The 18,728-nt window shown below is 71.2% G+C and carries 12 protein-coding genes; 1 reads left to right on the top strand and 11 read right to left on the bottom strand.

Going from position 1 to position 18,728, the window contains the following annotated elements:
• The first annotated feature begins 19 nt into the window (after positions 1–19).
• Entirely contained in the window at positions 20–1,066 is a 1,047-nt protein-coding gene (locus F1C76_05610; GenBank protein QNG36137.1) for an LLM class F420-dependent oxidoreductase, read from the top strand.
• A gap of 106 nt (positions 1,067–1,172) precedes the next feature.
• Here the strand turns inward: F1C76_05610 and F1C76_05615 are convergent, their stop codons facing one another.
• From F1C76_05615 to F1C76_05665, 11 genes are all read right to left on the bottom strand, one after another.
• Entirely contained in the window at positions 1,173–5,081 is a 3,909-nt protein-coding gene (locus tag F1C76_05615; protein QNG36138.1) for a DNA-directed RNA polymerase subunit beta', read from the bottom strand.
• Between the two features lie 92 nt (positions 5,082–5,173).
• Positions 5,174–8,566 (bottom strand): DNA-directed RNA polymerase subunit beta, encoded by a 3,393-nt coding sequence (gene rpoB / locus F1C76_05620; protein QNG39034.1) that lies wholly within the window; start codon positions 8,564–8,566, stop codon positions 5,174–5,176.
• Between the two features lie 484 nt (positions 8,567–9,050).
• Positions 9,051–9,896 carry a hypothetical protein gene (locus F1C76_05625; GenBank protein QNG36139.1) on the bottom strand — a complete coding sequence of 282 codons (846 nt, stop codon included), beginning with the start codon at positions 9,894–9,896 and terminating at the stop codon, positions 9,051–9,053.
• A gap of 7 nt (positions 9,897–9,903) precedes the next feature.
• Complete coding sequence (locus tag F1C76_05630; protein QNG36140.1) at positions 9,904–10,542, bottom strand: hypothetical protein; 639 nt, start codon at positions 10,540–10,542, stop codon at positions 9,904–9,906.
• 92 nt (positions 10,543–10,634) lie between these two features.
• Complete coding sequence (locus F1C76_05635; protein ID QNG36141.1) at positions 10,635–11,909, bottom strand: MCE family protein; 1,275 nt, start codon at positions 11,907–11,909, stop codon at positions 10,635–10,637.
• A complete protein-coding gene (locus F1C76_05640; protein QNG39035.1) occupies positions 11,906–13,159 on the bottom strand; it encodes an MCE family protein in 1,254 nt (417 codons plus the stop codon). Before F1C76_05640 ends, F1C76_05635 begins: the two co-directional genes overlap by 4 nt.
• A gap of 20 nt (positions 13,160–13,179) precedes the next feature.
• Positions 13,180–14,421, bottom strand: coding sequence for an MCE family protein (locus F1C76_05645; GenBank protein ID QNG36142.1), 1,242 nt, complete (start codon positions 14,419–14,421; stop codon positions 13,180–13,182).
• Positions 14,418–15,443, bottom strand: a complete 1,026-nt coding sequence (locus tag F1C76_05650; GenBank protein ID QNG36143.1) for an MCE family protein — start codon at positions 15,441–15,443, stop codon at positions 14,418–14,420. The genes F1C76_05645 and F1C76_05650 overlap by 4 nt, the downstream gene beginning before the upstream one ends.
• Entirely contained in the window at positions 15,443–16,435 is a 993-nt protein-coding gene (locus tag F1C76_05655; protein QNG39036.1) for an MCE family protein, read from the bottom strand. The genes F1C76_05650 and F1C76_05655 overlap by 1 nt, the downstream gene beginning before the upstream one ends.
• 41 nt (positions 16,436–16,476) lie before the next feature.
• Complete coding sequence (locus F1C76_05660) at positions 16,477–17,910, bottom strand: MCE family protein (GenBank protein QNG36144.1); 1,434 nt, start codon at positions 17,908–17,910, stop codon at positions 16,477–16,479.
• Positions 17,907–18,725 carry an ABC transporter permease gene (locus F1C76_05665; GenBank protein ID QNG39037.1) on the bottom strand — a complete coding sequence of 273 codons (819 nt, stop codon included), beginning with the start codon at positions 18,723–18,725 and terminating at the stop codon, positions 17,907–17,909. The genes F1C76_05660 and F1C76_05665 overlap by 4 nt, the downstream gene beginning before the upstream one ends.
• Positions 18,726–18,728: the final 3 nt, after the last annotated feature.

Genomic DNA, 18,728 nt, shown 5'->3' on the forward strand with positions numbered 1-18,728 from the left:
GACCACCCAGGAGTCCCCCGTGCGCATCGGCATCCAGCTCAGCTACTCCTCCGGCGACTTCCGCGAGGCGGCCCAGGAGATCGTCGAGCTCGAGGGGGTGGGCCTGGACGTCGCGGTCGCCGCGGAGGCCTACACCTTCGACGCGGTCAGCCAGCTGGGGTACCTGGCGGCGGTGACCTCCTCGGTGGAGCTGATGAGCGGGATCCTCCCGATCTACAGCCGCACCCCGGCGCTGACCGCGATGACCGCGGCCGGGCTGGACTTCGTCTCCGGCGGCCGGTTCACCCTCGGGCTGGGCGCGTCCGGGCCCCAGGTGGTCGAGGGCTGGCACGGCGTCCCCTACGACGCACCCCTGGCCCGCACCCGGGAGGTCGTGGAGATCTGTCGGCAGGTGTGGCGCCGGGAGAAGCTCGAGCACGCCGGTCCGAAGTACACCGTCCCGCTGCCGGCCGACCAGGGCACCGGGCTGGGCAAGCCGCTCAAGCTGATCAACCACCCGGTGCGCGAGCGCATCCCGGTGCTGCTGGCCGCGATCGGGCCGAAGAACGTGCAGCTGGCCGCGGAGATCGCCGAGGTCTGGGAGCCCATCTGGTTCCACCCCGAGCGGGCCGCCGACGTGTGGGGCGAGGCGCTGAGCGCCGGGAAGGCCGTGCGCGACCCGGCGCTGGGCGAGCTCGGCATCGTCACCGGGGTGCCGGTGGCCATCGGGGACGACGTCGACCACCTGCACGACGCCGTTCGGCCGGCGTTGGCGCTCTACGTCGGGGGCATGGGGGCCAGGGGGAAGAACTTCTACAACGACCTCGCCGTGCGGTACGGGTACCCGGAGGCGGCTGCGACCGTCCAGGACCTCTACCTGAGCGGGCGGAAGGACGAGGCCGCGGCGGCACTGCCCGACGAGCTGGTCCGCGCGGTCTCCCTGATCGGTCCGGAGGGCCACGTCGCCGAGCGGCTGGCGGCCTTCGCCGAGGCGGGCGTGACGGTGGTGAACGCCCAGCCGCTGGACGACACCCGCGAGGGTCGTCGCGCGACCGTGGAGACCCTGGCCCGGCTCGCCCACGGCTGACCCGCACCCACTCCCCCGATGCGTCACGTGACGCAGGTGGGGAGGGGCCCGGACGCGCAGAGGCCCCGCAGACCAGCTGGTCTGCGGGGCCTCTGTCAGCGGTGGATCAGCTCCGCCAGTCGTACTCCTCCAGGCGGACGGCCTCGCCGGTGCCCGACCCGAAGACGTCCGGGCTGTAGTACTGCCCGTCGTCGTAGCCGGCCATCGTGTAGACCGCGGCGCGGGCCTCCTCGGTGGGCTCGACCGTGATGTTGCGGTAGCGGCTGATCCCGGTACCGGCCGGGATCAGCTTGCCGATGATCACGTTCTCCTTGAGCCCGAGCAGGCTGTCGCTCTTGCCCTGGATCGCGGCGTCGGTGAGCACCTTGGTCGTCTCCTGGAACGAGGCGGCGGACAGCCACGACTCGGTCGCCAGCGACGCCTTGGTGATCCCCATGAGGACCGGACGGGCCGAGGCCGGCTCGCCGCCCTCGGACACCACCCGACGGTTCTCGGTCTCGAAGAGCGTGCGCTCGACGAGTGCGCCCGGCAGGAACTCCGTGGCACCGGAGTCGATGATGGTCACCCGCTTCAGCATCTGGCGGATGATCACCTCGATGTGCTTGTCGTGGATCGACACGCCCTGGCTGCGGTAGACCTCCTGAACCTCCCGGACCAGGTGCAGCTGCACCTCGCGGGGGCCCATGATGCGCAGCACCTCGTGCGGGTCGACAGCACCCTCGGTCAGCTGCTCGCCGACCTCGACGTGGCCGCCGTCCTCGACCCGCAGCCGCGAACGACGCGACAGCTTCTCGTAGACGACGTCGTCGGAGCCGTCGTCGGGAGCGATGGTGAGCTTGCGGAACTGCTCACCGTCCTCGATCGACACGGTCCCGGCGAGCTCGGCGATGGGCGCCTTGCCCTTGGGGACGCGGGCCTCGAAGAGCTCCACGATGCGGGGCAGACCGTGGGTGATGTCGTCACCGGCCACACCACCGGTGTGGAAGGTGCGCATCGTCAGCTGCGTGCCGGGCTCGCCGATGGACTGGGCGGCGATGATGCCGACCGCCTCGCCGACGTCCACGAGCTTGCCGGTGGCCAGCGAACGGCCGTAGCAGGTCGCGCAGGTGCCCAGCAGCGACTCACAGGTGAGCACGCAGCGGACCTTGACCTCGCTGATGCCGGCGTCGACCAGCTCGGCGATGAGCACGTCGCCCAGGTCGGAACCGGCCGTCGCGACGACCGTCCCGTCCGTGGCCTCGACGTCCGCGGCCAGGGCCCGGGCGTAGACGCTGGTCTCGACGTGGGCGTCACGGGTGACCGTGCCGTCCACGACGGTGCCGATCGGCATGAGGACGCCGCGCTCGGTGCCGCAGTCCTCCTCGCGGATGATGACGTCCTGGCTGACGTCCACCAGACGACGGGTGAGGTACCCGGAGTCGGCGGTGCGCAGCGCGGTGTCGGCCAGGCCCTTGCGGGCGCCGTGCGTGGAGATGAAGTACTCCAGCACGGACAGACCCTCGCGGAAGTTGGCCTTGATCGGCCGCGGGATGATCTCGCCCTTGGGGTTGGCGACGAGACCACGCATGCCGGCGATCTGGCTGATCTGCATCATGTTGCCTCGGGCGCCCGAGTTGACCATGACCCAGACCGGGTTCGTGGTGGGGAAGTTGTCCACCATCGCCTGGCTGACCTCGGCCCGCGCACGGGTCCAGATCTCGATGAGCTCGGCACGACGCTCGGAGTCGGTGATGACGCCGCGCTCGTACTGCTTCTCGATCTTGCGGGCCTCGTCCTCGTGGCGCTCCAGGATCGCGGCCTTGGCCGGCGGGGTCACGACGTCGTCGATGGCGATCGTGATGCCCGCGCGGGTCGCCCAGTGGAACCCGGCCGCCTTGAGGGCGTCCAGGGTCGCGGCGACCTGCACCTTGGGGTAGCGCTCGGCGAGGTCGTTGACGATCGCCCCGAGCTCCTTCTTCGGCACCTGGTAGTTGACGAAGCGGTAGTCCTCGGGCAGGGCCTCGTTGAACAGCACCCGACCCAGCGAGGTGTGCACGACGGCCGGCTGGCCGGGCGTCCAGTCCTCGGGGGTCTCCCACGCGTCGTTCTTCGGGCCGTTGTCGACGCCGAAGACCTCGTCCAGGCGGATGAGCACGCGCTCCTGGATGCCGATGGCACCCCGGTCGTAGGCCATGACGGCCTCCGAGGCGGACCCGTAGGCCTTGGGCAGCTCGTCGGCCCCACGCTCGTCGGCCGCGGCCTTGAGGGTCGTGAGGTGGTAGAGGCCCAGCACCATGTCCTGGGTCGGCGCGGTGATCGGACGACCGTCGGCCGGGCTCAGGATGTTGTTCGAGCTCAGCATCAGGATCCGGGCCTCGGCCTGCGCCTCGGCCGACAGCGGCAGGTGCACCGCCATCTGGTCACCGTCGAAGTCCGCGTTGAACGCGGTGCAGACGAGCGGGTGGATCTGGATGGCCTTGCCCTCGACCAGCTGGGGCTCGAAGGCCTGGATGCCCAGACGGTGCAGCGTGGGTGCGCGGTTGAGCAGCACCGGGTGCTCGGTGATGACCTCTTCCAGCACGTCCCACACGACCGGGCGCGCACGCTCGACCATCCGCTTGGCGGACTTGATGTTCTGCGCGTGGTTGAGGTCGACCAGCCGCTTCATGACGAAGGGCTTGAAGAGCTCCAGGGCCATCTGCTTGGGCAGACCGCACTGGTGCAGCTTGAGCTGCGGGCCGACGACGATGACCGAACGGCCCGAGTAGTCGACGCGCTTGCCCAGCAGGTTCTGGCGGAACCGGCCCTGCTTGCCCTTGAGCAGGTCGCTCAGGGACTTCAGGGGCCGGTTGCCCGGACCGGTGACCGGACGGCCACGGCGACCGTTGTCGAACAGCGCGTCCACGGACTCCTGGAGCATCCGCTTCTCGTTGTTGACGATGATCTCCGGGGCGCCCAGGTCGAGCAGGCGCTTGAGCCGGTTGTTCCGGTTGATCACGCGGCGGTACAGGTCGTTCATGTCCGAGGTCGCGAAGCGGCCACCGTCCAGCTGCACCATCGGGCGCAGGTCCGGCGGGATGACCGGGACGCAGTCCAGCACCATGCCCATGGGCGAGTTGCGGGTCTGCTGGAACGCGGCCACGACCTTGAGCCGCTTCAGCGCGCGCAGCTTGCGCTGGCCCTTGCCGTTGCGGATGGTGTCGCGCAGCGAGACCGACTCGGCGTCGAGGTCGAAGTCCGACAGCAGCTTCTGCAGCGCCGCGGCGCCCATGCCGCCCTCGAAGTACTCACCGAAGCGGTCGCGCAGCTCGCGGTAGAGGCCCTCGTCGGCGATGAGCTGCTTGACCTCGAGCTTGCGGAAGGTGTCCATGACCTCGTCGAGACGGTCGATCTCCCGCTGCGCGCGGTCGCGCATCTGGCGCATCTCGCGCTCGCCGCCCTCGCGCACCTTGCGGCGCACGTCGGACTTGGCGCCCTCGGCCTCGAGCTCGGCGAGGTCGGCCTCCAGCTTCTGCTGGCGACCCTCCACGTCGGCGTCGCGACGGCTCTCCAGGTTGTGCTTCTCCGCGCTGATCTCGGCCTCGATCGTCGGGAGGTCGCGGTGCCGCGCCTCGCCGTCGACCGTGGTGATCAGGTAGGCCGCGAAGTAGATGATCTTCTCGAGGTCCTTGGGGGCCAGGTCGAGCAGGTAGCCCAACCGGGACGGGACGCCCTTGAAGAACCAGATGTGGGTCACCGGGGCGGCGAGCTCGATGTGCCCCATGCGCTCACGACGGACCTTGGCCCGGGTCACCTCGACGCCGCAGCGCTCGCAGATGATGCCCTTGAAGCGGACGCGCTTGTACTTGCCGCAGTAGCACTCCCAGTCCCGGGTGGGACCGAAGATCTTCTCGCAGAAGAGACCGTCCTTCTCCGGACGGAGGGTGCGGTAGTTGATGGTCTCCGGCTTCTTGACCTCACCGTGGGACCACTGACGGATGTCGTCGCCGCTGGCGAGACCGATGCGCAGTTCGTCGAAGAAGTTGACGTCGAGCAACTGATTACCCCTTTCCGGGGCTAGTTCTGCGTTTCTGGAGTCACGAGGTGGTGGCCGGCCGGCCCCGCGTCACGGGGCCGGCCGGCGGTCGATCAGACGTCCTCGACGGAGGAGGGCTCGCGGCGGCTGAGGTCGATGCCCAGCTCCTCGGCGGCCCGGAAGACCTCGTCGTCGGTGTCGCGCAGCTCGATCGCGTTGCCGTCGGAGGAGAGGACCTCCACGTTCAGGCAGAGCGACTGGAGCTCCTTGAGCAGCACCTTGAAGGACTCGGGGATGCCCGGCTCGGGGATGTTCTCGCCCTTGACGATGGCCTCGTAGACCTTGACGCGCCCGAGGATGTCGTCGGACTTGATCGTCAGCAGCTCCTGCAGCGCGTACGCGGCGCCGTAGGCCTGCATCGCCCAGCACTCCATCTCACCGAAGCGCTGACCACCGAACTGCGCCTTACCACCCAGCGGCTGCTGCGTGATCATCGAGTACGGGCCGGTGGAGCGGGCGTGGATCTTGTCGTCCACCAGGTGCAGGAGCTTCAGGATGTAGACGTAGCCCACCGAGATCGGCTCGGGGAAGGGCTCCCCGGAACGACCGTCGAACAGCCGGGCCTTGCCGGTCTCCTTGACCAGACGCTCGCCGTCGCGGGTGAGCGTCGTCGAGCCGAGCAGGCCGACGATCTCCTCCTCGCGGGCACCGTCGAACACCGGGGTCGCGGTCCGGGTGCCGGGAGCGGCACCGCGGGCGCCGGCGGGCAGGTTCTTGGCCCACTCCGGCTCGCCCTCGACCTGCCAGCCCGTCTTGGCGACCCACCCGAGGTGGGTCTCCAGGACCTGGCCGACGTTCATCCGGCCGGGCACGCCCAGCGGGTTGAGCACGATGTCGACCGGGGTGCCGTCCTCGAGGAAGGGCATGTCCTCCTGCGGGAGGATCTTGGAGATGACGCCCTTGTTCCCGTGGCGGCCGGCCAGCTTGTCGCCGTCGGAGATCTTGCGCATCTGGGCCACGTAGACCCGGATGAGCTCGTTCACGCCGGCGGGGAGCTCGTCGCCGTCCTCGCGGGAGAAGACCCGGACGCCGATGACCTTCCCGGACTCACCGTGCTTGACCTTGAGGCTGGTGTCGCGGACCTCGCGGGCCTTCTCACCGAAGATCGCCCGCAGCAGCCGCTCCTCGGGGGTCAGCTCGGTCTCACCCTTGGGCGTGACCTTGCCGACGAGGATGTCGCCGGGGACGACCTCGGCACCGATCCGGATGATCCCGCGCTCGTCGAGGTCGGCGAGGACCTCCTCGGAGACGTTCGGGATGTCCCGGGTGATCTCCTCGGCGCCCAGCTTGGTGTCGCGGGCGTCGACCTCGAACTCCTCGATGTGGATCGAGGACAGGACGTCGTCCTGCACGAGGCGCTGCGACAGGATGATCGCGTCCTCGTAGTTGTGGCCCTCCCACGGCATGAAGGCGACGAGCAGGTTCTTGCCCAGCGCCATCTCGCCCTGGTCGGTGCAAGGACCGTCGGCGATGACCTGGCCGATCTCGACCCGCTGGCCCTCCTCGACGACCGGGGACTGGTTGATCGACGTCCCCTGGTTCGAGCGGCGGAACTTCAGCAGCCGGTAGGTCTGCCGGGTCCCGTCGTCGGCCATCACGGTCACGAAGTCCGCGGTGGAGTCCTCGACGACACCGGCCTTCTCGGCGGTGACGACGTCACCGGCGTCGACGGCGGCACGCAGCTCCATGCCGGTGCCGACCAGCGGCGCCTCGCTGCGCAGCAGCGGGACGGCCTGACGCTGCATGTTCGCGCCCATGAGCGCGCGGTTGGCGTCGTCGTGCTCCAGGAACGGGATCATCGCGGTGGCGACCGAGGTCATCTGCCGCGGCGAGACGTCCATGTAGTCGACGTTCTCGGGGGCGAGGTAATCGACCTCACCGCCCTTGGTGCGGACCAGGACCCGCTCCTCGGCGAGGCGACCGGTGGCGTCGAGCGGGCTGTTGGCCTGCGCGACGACGAAGCGGTCCTCCTCGTCGGCGGTGAGGTAGTCGATCTGGTCGGTGACCTGACCGCCCTCGACCTTGCGGTACGGGGTCTCGATGAACCCGAAGGCGTTGACCCGCCCGAAGGAGGACAGCGACCCGATCAGGCCGATGTTCGGGCCCTCCGGGGTCTCGATCGGGCACATCCGGCCGTAGTGGCTGGGGTGCACGTCGCGCACCTCCATGCCGGCGCGCTCACGGGACAGACCACCCGGACCCAGCGCCGACAGGCGGCGCTTGTGGGTCAGGCCCGCGAGCGGGTTGGTCTGGTCCATGAACTGCGAGAGCTGGCTGGTCCCGAAGAACTCCTTGATGGAGGCCACGACGGGGCGGATGTTGATCAGGGTCTGCGGCGTGATCGCCTCGACGTCCTGGGTCGTCATCCGCTCGCGGACCACGCGCTCCATGCGGGAGAGGCCGACCCGGATCTGGTTCTGGATCAGCTCACCCACGGTGCGCAGGCGACGGTTGCCGAAGTGGTCGATGTCGTCCACGCCGTGGTCGGGCTCGCCGGCGTGCAGGCGCACGACGTACTCGATGGTGGCGACGATGTCGTCCTCGGTCAGCGTCTGCGTCGGCTGCGGCACGGCCACACCGAGCTTCTTGTTGACCTTGTACCGACCGACGCGGGCCAGGTCGTAGCGCTTGGGGTTGAAGAACAGGTTCTCCAGCAGCGCCTGGGCCGACTCACGCGTCGGCGGCTCGCCCGGACGCAGCTTGCGGTAGATGTCCAGCAGCGCCTCGTCCTGCCCGGCGATGTGGTCCTTCTCCAGGGTGGCCAGCATCGTGGGCGACCACTGGAAGTGCTCGCGGATGCGGTCCTCGTCCCAGCCCAGCGCCTTGAGCAGCACCGAGACGGGCTGACGGCGCTTGCGGTCGATGCGCACGCCGACGGTGTCGCGCTTGTCGACGTCGAACTCCAGCCACGCACCCCGGCTCGGGATGACCTTGGCGGAGAAGACGTCCTTGTCGCTGGTCTTGTCCAGGGTCTTGTCGAAGTAGACGCCCGGGGAGCGGACCAGCTGGGAGACGACGACGCGCTCGGTCCCGTTGATGACGAACGTGCCCTTGCTCGTCATGATCGGGAAGTCGCCCATGAACACCGTCTGGCTCTTGATCTCGCCGGTGGTGTTGTTCATGAACTCGGCGGTGACGAACAGCGGCGCCGCGTACGTCATGTCCTTGTCCTTGCACTCCTCGAGGGAGGCCTTGACGTCCTCGAAGCGCGGGTTGGAGAAGGACAGCGACATCGAGCCGCTGAAGTCCTCGATCGGGGAGATCTCCTCGAGGATGTCTGCCAGACCGCCGACGGCGGCGGCCTGCTCCTCGGGGGACAGCGTCGCCTTCCACTCCGGGCTGCCGACCAGCCAGTCGAAGGAGGCCGTCTGCAGCGCCAGCAGATCCGGCACCTCGAGGGGCTCGTGGATCTTGGCGAAGGAGACGCGCAGGGGCGCGCCGGGGATCTTCTGGGCCGCGGTGCCAGCGGTGTGCGCGCTGTCCTGCGGGTCGTCCGGGATGACCTGTTCGGTGCTGGTGGTGTCCGTGCTGGTGGGGCTGGAGCCTGCCAAGATGCGTCCTTTCAAGGACCTCACGACGTGCGGGCGGTCGGTGCGGGTCGTCCGTCAGCGGGGTAGTCGGCGCTGCGACCCGACGGCCGACGTGGTCCCTCCGACGGCGTCAGCAGCAGGCGTCCCGGTCGTGTTCGGGAGCGCCCCTGGTGACCCGGCTCGGCGGGGTAGGCAGTCAGAGGGCAGCGCAACAGGAGACCCTACCCCTGTCGGGCCCCCCTGTCCACCGTGCGGCCGAGCGCCCCTGGGGGACGACGGCCCGCACGGGCGGGAGGCGCACGAACAGGCGGTACGGGTGGCACTGCCCGGGGGAATGATGCCAGGGGTGCGGCCCGTGCGACACCGCCACGCCGAGGCTGTGGACACGCCCCCGGGGGCGTCAGCTCGTGGTGAGCAGGGTGAGCTCGCTGATCTTCCAGTCGCCGTCGACGTCGGTGACCGTGACCCGGACGGTCTGGGTGCAGGACTGCGCGCCCTCGTCGGTGACCGTGCACTCCGAGCCGGCCGGGGCGGCCTGGGTGCCGGAGTTGACCGACTCCACGACGTACTGGCCGAACACCACGAGGGTGGCGGTGTCCTGGGCCTCGTTGACCTGCTGCAGCCCGACCTCGAGCACCTCGTAGCTGGTGGTCGCCGAGACCTGCTCGTAGGTGTCGATGATCCCGCCCTGGGAGAGGTCGGCCTCGTACTGCTCGCGCAGCTCGCCGGTGAGGGCGTCGAGCTTGCGGTCGACGCTGCCCTGGGAGTCCCGGTAGTCGTAGGCGTAGACGTCCTCCACCCCGCTGCGGGCGGCGGCGAACACCGCGGCGTCCACGGAGCCCGGCTGCAGACGCTGCAGGAGCAGGTACCCGCCGCCGGCGGCCACGGCCACGCAGAGCAGGGCGAGCACGAGCACCAGGGCCGGCACCCGGCGCCGGGGCCGGGCGGCGGCGGGCTCGGGGGCCTTCGAGGCCCTCGGGATCGTCGCGGCCTCAGAGGTCTTCGCGGTCTTCGGGGCCTGCGCCGTCGCCCCGGCGGCCGGGGTCGGACGGGGCACCGCCGCCGGACGGCGGCGCGGGGCGACGGGAGGGGTCCCGTCGCCGTCCTCGTCGGCGCGCCGGCTGCCGGCCACCCGGGGTCGGGGCGAGGGCCGCGGGCCCGGGCGTGCACCGGCCGCCCGGGGCCGGGGCGTCGGGCGCGGGCGGGGGGACTCCTCGGCCGGGGTCCCGTCGGGGGTGTCGGTCACGGTCGGCTCACCGTCCTGTGATCCCGGAGAGCAACCAGCGGTCGCCGTCCTTGGTCAGGTCGACCTCGATGCGGTAGCGCTGCACCTGGGTCTGCTCGGAGGCGTTGCTGCGCTGGGTGGACTGGATGACCATGAAGACCGTCGCGCTGTCGTCGTCGGCGGCACCGACGGCGGCCCCCACCACCTCGGTGTTCACCACGGCCTGGGCGTCGGTGATCTCCTGGCGCCGGGCGTCGAGCTGCCCGACGGACTCCTCCTGGAGGTCCCCGGTGGTCACCGAGCGGATCTGCTGGATGTCGTCGTCGAGGGTCAGGTGGTCGAACGAGGCGACGTCCACGATCCCGGCCCGCGCGGCCTGCAGGGCGTCCACGTAGTCGTCGGTGCGCACCGGGGACGGGTCGGGACGGGTCAGGAACAGGTACCCCGTCGCGGCGACGAGCAGCACCAGCAGCCCGGCCAGCACGGGCACCAGCGGCAGCGAGGGGCGCGACCGGGGAGCGGGGGCGGCGTCGTCGGTCTCCTCGTCGACCTCGGGGACGGCGTCGACCCCGGTCTCGGCGTCGACCGCGGTCTCGGCGTCGACCGCGTCGGCGGAGTCGGGCTCGGTCGTGTCCGGCTCGGTGGTGTCGGGGCGGGGATCGGCCACGGTGCGCTCCTCTCGTCGGTCGGTGGGTGGGGCTGCGGTGGCGGGCGTCACGGTACGACGGCGGGGAGCCGCCGCGCGCCACCGGAGGCGGGTCAGCCGGCCTGGCTGGAGAACGGGTTGGCGCTCAGCAGCCCGCCGAGCACCTCCTGGAGCAGCCCGGACACCGGCAGGGCGCCCGGCACGCCCGGGAGGGTGCTGCCCGGGGAGGCGACCCCGCCGTCCCCGTCGATGTTCTGCTCGCCGCGGATGCTCGAGCCGCTCTCGTCGACGCCGTCGGAGGGGTCGGGGTCCACCCCGCCCACCACGTCGCAGCGCACCGCGGAGGTGTCGAGGGTCGCCACCGCCTCCGGCGACCCCGAGGCGCCGGTGGACACGTAGCCCGAGGTGCAGGGCTGGGGGTCGTTGACGTTGGGCACGAAGCCGAAGTTGGCGCGCATGACGCCGTCGCTGCCCCGCCGGACCACCGAGAAGCTGCCGGTGACCACCTCGGGGTAGGTGACGAGCAGCTGCTCGACGCCGTCGAGCCGGGGCGTGGTGACGTCGTTGAGCACGTCGACGTTGCGGATCAGCGAGCCGAGTCCGGGGCCGGCATCCACCACGAGCTGCTGCAGGGCGGCACCGGCGTCGGGGGCGTTGACCAGCAGGCTGCGCAGGTCGGCGTCGCTGCTGACCAGGGTGTCCGCGAGCAGCCGGAGGTCCGCCGCCCAGCTCTGGATCGCCGTGCGGGAGTCCACCTGGGTCTGCAGCACCGTCTGGCCGTCGGTGATCAGGGTCAGGGTCTGGGGCAGCGACTCCTCGGCGCGGGTCAGCAGCAGGTCGCCGTTGTCGATCAGCCGCGCGAGGTCGTCCCCGGCCCCGGCAAACGCGATGCCCAGCTCGTCGACGACGGTGCGCAGATCCTCGGTGTCGATGGAGGTGACCAACCCGTCGACGTCGAGGAGGAGCTGCTCGACCGGGATGGGGATCGAGGTGCGCTCGACCGGGATCACCGACCCCTGCGCCAGGAAGGGACCGGCGGCGTCGTCCGGACGCAGGTCGACGTACTGCTCGCCGACGGCACTGCGGTTGGCCACCGCGGCCGCGGCGTCGGCCGGGATCTCCGGCGCGTCGGGGTCGATGTCCAGGGTGACCTCGACGCCGTCGTCGGTGAGGGCCATGTCGCTGACCCGGCCCACCGCGACGCCGCGGTAGGTGACCTCGGCGTTGACGAAGACGCCCCCGGAGTCGGCGAACTCCGCCGACACCTCGTAGCCCCCGCCGAACACCAGCCGGTCCAGTCCGACGTACCGGAAGCCCACGTAGCTCATGCCCAGGAGGGCGACGAGTGCGAAGGCCAGCAGCTGCAGCCGCGTGGTGCGGGTGATCACGGGGTCCCCCCCGTCAGCAGTCCGGTGAGGTCGGGCAGCCCGAGCAGGGTGCCGTCGGTGGCCTCGGTGAGGTCCGGGACGACGCCGGTGAGGTCGGGCAGGGTCGGCAGGCTGAACGGCGCCGCAGCTGGCCCGGCCGGCGCGCCGACCACCGTGGTGGCGTCGGGGCTCCCCGGGACCCCGCAGGAGTCGCCGACGACCTCCGCCGGGTCGAGCAGCACCAGGGCCCCGGAGGTCTGGTCCACCACGTACCGGCAGAACAGGTCCTGCAGGTCCAGGTTCAGGTCGGCGGTGAGGTTGGTGAACAGCCCGTAGCCCCCGGTCCGCAGGTCGGGCCGGTACTGCAACGCGGTCAGCGAGCTGGCCGGGAACGGGAAGGTGAGCAGCAGGTCCAGCGAGCCGGCCAGGTCGGGTCCGGCCGCGGCGAGCTGGGTGAGGATCGGCTGCAGCAGCTGCAGGTCGGCCACGGTGTCCGCGCCGCTCTGGTTCACCACCCGGGTGCCCACGTCGCCGAGCTGGGCGAGGGAGTCCAGCATCGAGACCAGCAGGTCGCGCTGGGAGGTGAGCACGTCCAGCCCCGGGCCGATGGTGTCCAGCGCGGTGGTGATCGTGCCCGTGCCCGCCGAGAGGGTCGCCGACAGCGCGTTGATGCTGTCCAGCGCCCGGCTGATCTCGGTGCGCTGGTCGTCCAGGCCGCCGATGAACGTGTCCAGCTGGGTCAACGTGTTGCGGACGGCGTCCTCCCGGCCCTCCAACGCCTGGCCGAGCTCGCTGGTGATCGTCTGCAGCTGGGTGAGCCCACCGCCGTTGAGCACCAGCGACAGCGCCCCCAGGACCTCCTCGACCTCCACGTTGCGGTTGGTCCGGTCCAGGGTGATCAGCGACCCGTCGGCGAGCTCCCCGGTGGGGGCCTCGGTGCCCGGGGCCGCGAGCTCCACGTACTTCTCCCCCAGCAACGAGGACTGGTTGATCGCCGCGACCGCGTTGGCCGGCAGCTCGACGTCCCCGGCCACCTCGACGGTGACCAGCGCGGTCCAGTCCTCCCCCAGGCTGATGTCGGTGACCTTCCCGACCGGCACGTCGGCGACCCGGACGCCGGACTGCGGCACGAGGTCCAGCACGTCGGCGAACTGGATCTGCACCAGGTAGGGCTCGTCGCCGACGTCGGCGCCCCCGGGAAGGTCCAGGGAGTAGGCCCCGCGGAAGCCGCAGCCCGAGAGCAGCAGCGCGGTGCCGACCAGAGCCGTCACCCGGGTGGTGGTGGTCCGCTTCACGGCTGGACTCCTGGGATCGAGGGCAGACCGGGCAGGCCGGTGCCGCCACCGGGCAACCCGGACGACGGCGAGAAGACCGCGGTGAGCAGCTCCTGCAGGTCGGGCACGCCGTTGCCGTTGAGGTCGTCGATCGTGCCGTCCCCGCCCGGGTCGCCGGACAGCAGCCGGGCGCAGACGTGGTCGATCGGGGGGAGCCCGAGCAGCGCGGTCACGTCGGTGAGGTCGACCCCGGCGAGCTGGAGCCGGCCGGCCTGACCGAGCAGCTGGCAGACCACGACGTCGGCGTTCTGGCTGCCCAGGGAGTTGTCCCGGGTGTCCAGCGTCCCGTAGTCGGGGTTGTAGGCGTGCGCGAGGTTGCCGATCGCGGCGGGGGCGACGTCGAGCACCTGCGCCAGGGCCTCCCGCTGCTGCACCAGGGTCAGGGTGACCGCGGACAGCCGGTCGACGTTGGTGGTCAGCAGCGTGGTGTTCTGCTGCACGAACCCGGCCACCTGACCCAGCGCCGAGGACAGCAGGGCGATGGCCGCGGCCAGGTCCTCCCGCTCGCCGGCCAGCTGCTCGGACACCGCGGCCAGGTTGTCGTTGAACTGCCCCACCTGGGCGTCGACGGTGGCCAGGGCGCTGGTGAAGACCTGCAGGTTCTCCACGGACCCGAACAGGTCGTCGCGGTTCTCGGCGAGGGTCTCCACGGCCTGGGAGAAGCCGGTCAGCGTGGTGTTGAGCGCCTGGCCGTTCCCGTCCAGGTTGGCCGCACCCACCTCCACGAGGTCCGACAGCGCTCCGTCCGCGTTGGCGCCGGTCGGGCCCAGGGCCACGGACAGGTCGTCCAGCGCCCCGTAGACCTGGTCGAGCTCGACCGGGGTGGCCGTGCGCTCCAGCGGCACCTCGGCGCCGTCGGCCATCGTCGGGCCGCCGGAGTAGACCGGGGCGAACTGGACGTAGCGGTCGGCGACCAGCGAGGGCGCCAGGATCACCGCGACCGCCTCGGCGGGGACGTCGTAGTCCTCGTCGACGAGCATCTCCACCCGCACCCGGTCGCCCATCGGTGTCACCCGGGTGATCTCCCCGACGTCGATGCCCAGCACCCGGACGTCGGAGCCCTCGTAGAGCCCCACGGCCTGCCCGAACCAGGCGGTCACCCGCATCTGCCCCGCCGGGCGCAGCACGATCCAGCCCAGCGTGCCGACCAGGAGCACCGCCGCGGCCAGCGCCACGGCACGCTGCAGCCGGCCGGTCACGGGGAGCACCCCACGAGCCCGCCGGTCGAGCCGGCCACCGAGCCGCAGAGCACGCCGCCGACGACGCCCGGGATCAGGTTGTCCACGAAGCTGTCGAACCACCGCCCGTTGCCCAGGGTGTTGGTGAAGACGGTGACGAAGGGCGCCAGGTTGGCCACCGTCTGCCCGAGGTCCTGGCGGTTGCGCTCAAGGATGGCCGTCACCTCCGACAGCTGGGCCAGCGCCGGGGTGAGCGCCGCGGTGTTGTCGGCGACCAGCCCGGCGAGCTGGGTGGCCAGGGTCTGGGTGTTGGTCAGGATCGAGTCGATGAGCGCCCGGCGTTCCTGCACCTCGGTGAGCAGGGTGTTGGAGTCCAGGATCAGCTGGGTGAACTCGCCGTTGCGGTCGGCCAGCACCTGGGTCACGTCACGGGTGGCCGAGAGCAGCTGGCTCAGTTCGGCGTCCCGCGAGGAGATGGTGGTGGACAACCGGGACAGCCCCTCCAGTGAGGTCTGCACCTCGTCGGGGGTGTCGGCGAAGGTCTCGCTGAGCACCTCGAAGGACTGCGCCAGCTGGTCGGTGTCGACGTCGTCGATGGTCTGGGCCAGGCCGCTGAAGGCCTCCACGACGTCGTAGGGCGAGGCGGTGCGCTCCAGCGGGATCCGGTCGTCGGGGTCCAGGGCGGTCTCCCCGCGGGGCACCAGGGCCAGGAACTTCGCCCCCAGGACGGTCTCGATCTTGATCGCCGCCTCACTGCGGTCACCGACGAAGGCGTCGGACACCCGGAACTCGACGGTGACGGCGCCGTCCTCGAGCTGCAGGCTCTCCACCTGGCCGACCTTGACCCCGGCGATGCGCACCGGGTCGTCGGCCCGCAGGCCGGCGGACTCGCTGAAGGACGCCGAGTACACCGTCCCGCCGCCGATGAGCGGCAGCGACTGGGCGTTGAAGGCCAGCGCGACCAGCGCGACGATCACCGCGAGGCTGATCGCCCCGATCGTGACCGGGTCGCGGTCGCGGAAGGGCCGGGAGTCCCGTGCCATCAGCTGCACCCCGCCGATCCGTTGGCCGCGCCGCCCGGGGGCAGCTGGGCGTCCCCGACGACCGGCAGGGAGACCAGGCCGGACGCCGAACAGAGGTAGAAGTTGAACCAGCTGCCGTTGACCGCGGTGCGGGTCAGCAGGTCGGTCTTGACCGGGGCCAGCTGCAGGAAGTCCTCCAGCACGTCGCCGGTGTCGGCCAGGTTGGTCGACAGGTCGCCCAGGGCGGTGATGTCGGCGGCCAGCGGGGGCCGGGCGTCGGTGAGGAACTGCGACGTCGTGACCGCGAGGGTGTCGATGGTCTGCAGCGAGTCGAAGATCGAGTCCCGGTCGGCGGTCAGCCCGCTGACGAACTGCTGGAGCGAGACCACCAGCCCGCTCAGCTGCTGGTCGCGGGCGGCGAGGGTGCCCACGACGCTGTTCAGGTTGTCGATCACGCTGCCGATCACGGCGTCCTGGTCGGCCAGCGACCCGGTGAGGGACGCAACGTGGCCCAGCAGGCTCTGGATCGTGCCGCCCTCGCCCTGGAACACCTGGATCAGCTCGTAGGACAACCGGTTGACGTCGTCGGGGCTCAGCGCCTGGAACAACGGCTGGAACCCGCCGAACAGCACGGTGAGGTCCAGCGCCGGGGTGGTCTGCGCCAGCGGGATGGTGTCGCCGGCGGCCAGCGTGCGGCCGGCCGAGCCCTCGCCCTCGGTGAGCGCGACGTAGCGCTGCCCCACCAGGTTGCGGTACCGGATGGTGGCCTGGACCCCGGCGGGCAGCCCGACCCCGGACTCCACCTCGAGCCCGACCTCGGCGACCGGCCGCTCGGCGTCGTCGGACAGTCCGATGGAGGTCACCTGCCCGACCCGCACCCCGGCGATGCGGATCTCGTCGCCCTCGACGAGCCCGGCGACGTCGGTGAACTGGGCCCGGTAGGCGGTCTGGTCGCCGTACCCGGCGTTGGTGATGGTGGCCAGCAGCACGTAGCTGGCCAGGATCGTGACCATCGCGAAGACGACCAGCTTGACGATCGGTGCGGTCAGGCCCCTCACGGCACCATCACCTGCGTCCCGCGCAGCACCGGGGCCATCGAGGACGCCGCCAGGTCGGAGACGTCGGCCGGGTCGGTGCCGGTCTGGTAGCCCAGCAGGTTCCGCACGAAGTCCAGCTCCCCGGTGCTCCCGGCCAGTCCCCCGCTGCCGCCGCCGTCGGTGAGCCCGGACGGGAACGCCGAGGCCAGCGACAGGTCGGTGCCCAGCCCCGTGCCCTCGCGTCCGGTCCGGGTGTCCCCGCCGGGGACGTCGGTGGGACCGGTGCCGCCCAGGCAGCGCGGGTTGCCGCTGACCGGGTTGTCGGCGGAGTCCACGCCGTCCAGCGGCGGGACCGGGCAGTAGTACTCGCCCTGGGCCGCGGCCGCGATGATCCCGTCGATGTCGCCCAGGCCCCGGCAGTCGGGACCGGAGACGTCGTCGTAGGCGGGCTGGTCACCCGGGGCGTACGGGTTGCGCGGCGGGAGAGTGACCGTCAGGTCCAGGTTCAGCGACGGGTCACCGTCGGCGCCGAACGCCTCGCTGATCAGCGGGTTGAAGCGGGTCAGCCCGTCGAGCAGGCAGGGGTACTCCGGGGAGTACTCCGCGAAGAGGCCCAGCACCGGCCGGGAGCCGGCGGCGAGCTGGATGAGGGCGTCCTCGTTGTCGGTCAGGAAGCCGGCCGCGGTCTGCGCCGAGCCGCCCACCACGGTGAAGGTGCGCCGCAGCTGCTCGGCCTGGTCGGTGACCGTGGAGGCGGTCACCGACAGGTCGCCCAGCACCGCCAGCAGGTCCGGGGCGGCGGCGTCGTAGGTGTCGGCGACGTCGGCCAGCAGCGAGACGTCGGCCTGCAGCTCGGGCAGCACGGTGTTCAGCTCCCCCACGTAGGCACCGGTGTCGGCCAGGTTCTCCCCCAGCAGGTCCCCCCGGCCGCGCAGGGCGTCGGCGACGGCGCCCAGGGTGTAGGACAGGTCGGCGGGGTCGACCGCCTGCAGCAGGGGCAGCAGGTCGTCGATCACCCGCTCGAGCTCGATGGCGTTCTCGCTGCGGTCCTGCGGGATCACGTCACCGGCGGCCAACCGCTCCGCCGACGGCGCCTCCGGGAGCTGCAGGGCCACGAACCGCTCGCCGAAGAGGGTCTTGGGCAGCAGCCGGGCGCCGACGTTGGCCGGGATCCGGGCCAGGTGCTCGGGCTGGATCGCCAGCTCGATCTCCGCACCGTCGGCGGTGGCGCGCACCGCGCGCACCTCCCCCACGATGACCCCTCGCACCTTGACGTCGCTGGCGGTCTGCAGCTGGTTGCCGATCGAGTCGGTCTGCAGCGTCACGGTGACCGCGCCGCTGAACGCCTTCTGGTACGTGGCGACGGCGAGTCCCAGCAGCAGCGCGATGACCACCAGGAAGGCCAGGCCCTGCAACCGCTGCCGGACGACGGCACCCCTGCCCCGGCTCATCCCGCGATCCTCACCGTCGTGGTGGAGCCCCAGATGGCCAGGGACAGGAACAGGTCGATGACCATCACGCCCACGATCGAGAAGCGGACGGCCCGGCCCACGGCCAGGCCCACCCCGGCCGGCCCGCCACCGGCGCGGTAGCCGTAGTAGCAGTGGCTCAGGATGATCACGACGCTGAAGACCAGCACCTTGAGGAAGGACCACAGCACGTCCTGCGGGGGCAGGAACAGGTTGAAGTAGTGGTCGTAGGTGCCCGCGGACTGCCCGTAGACCACCGTGGTGATGGTGCGGGTGGCGAAGTAGCTGGTGAGCAGGCCGATCACGTAGAGCGGGATCACCGCGACGAAGCCCGCGACGATGCGGGTGGTCACCAGGAAGGGCAGCGAGGGCACGCCCATGACCTCGAGGGCGTCGATCTCCTCGTTGATCCGCATCGCACCGATCTGGGCGGTGAACCCGCAGCCGACGGTCGCCGACAGCGCGAGCCCGGCCACCAGCGGGGCGATCTCCCGGGTGTTGAAGTAGGCGGAGAGGAACCCGGTGAACGCCGAGGTGCCCAGCTGGTCCAGCGCGGCGTAGCCCTGCAGGCCGACCTCGGTGCCGGTGAAGAAGGACAGGAAGGCGATGACGCCGACCGTGCCGCCGATGACCGCGAGCGCGCCGGTGCCGAAGCTGACCTCGGCCAGCAGCCGGAACGTCTCCCGCTTGTAGCGCTTGAGCGTGCGGGGCGTCCAGGCCAGCGCGCGGCCGTAGAAGCCGAGCTGGTCGCCGAGGTCGTCCAGCGTGGTCAGCGGACGGCGGTAGACCGTGCGCACGAT

The organism is Geodermatophilaceae bacterium NBWT11 (assembly GCA_014218215.1).
Classification (GTDB): Bacteria; Actinomycetota; Actinomycetes; order Mycobacteriales; family Geodermatophilaceae; genus Klenkia.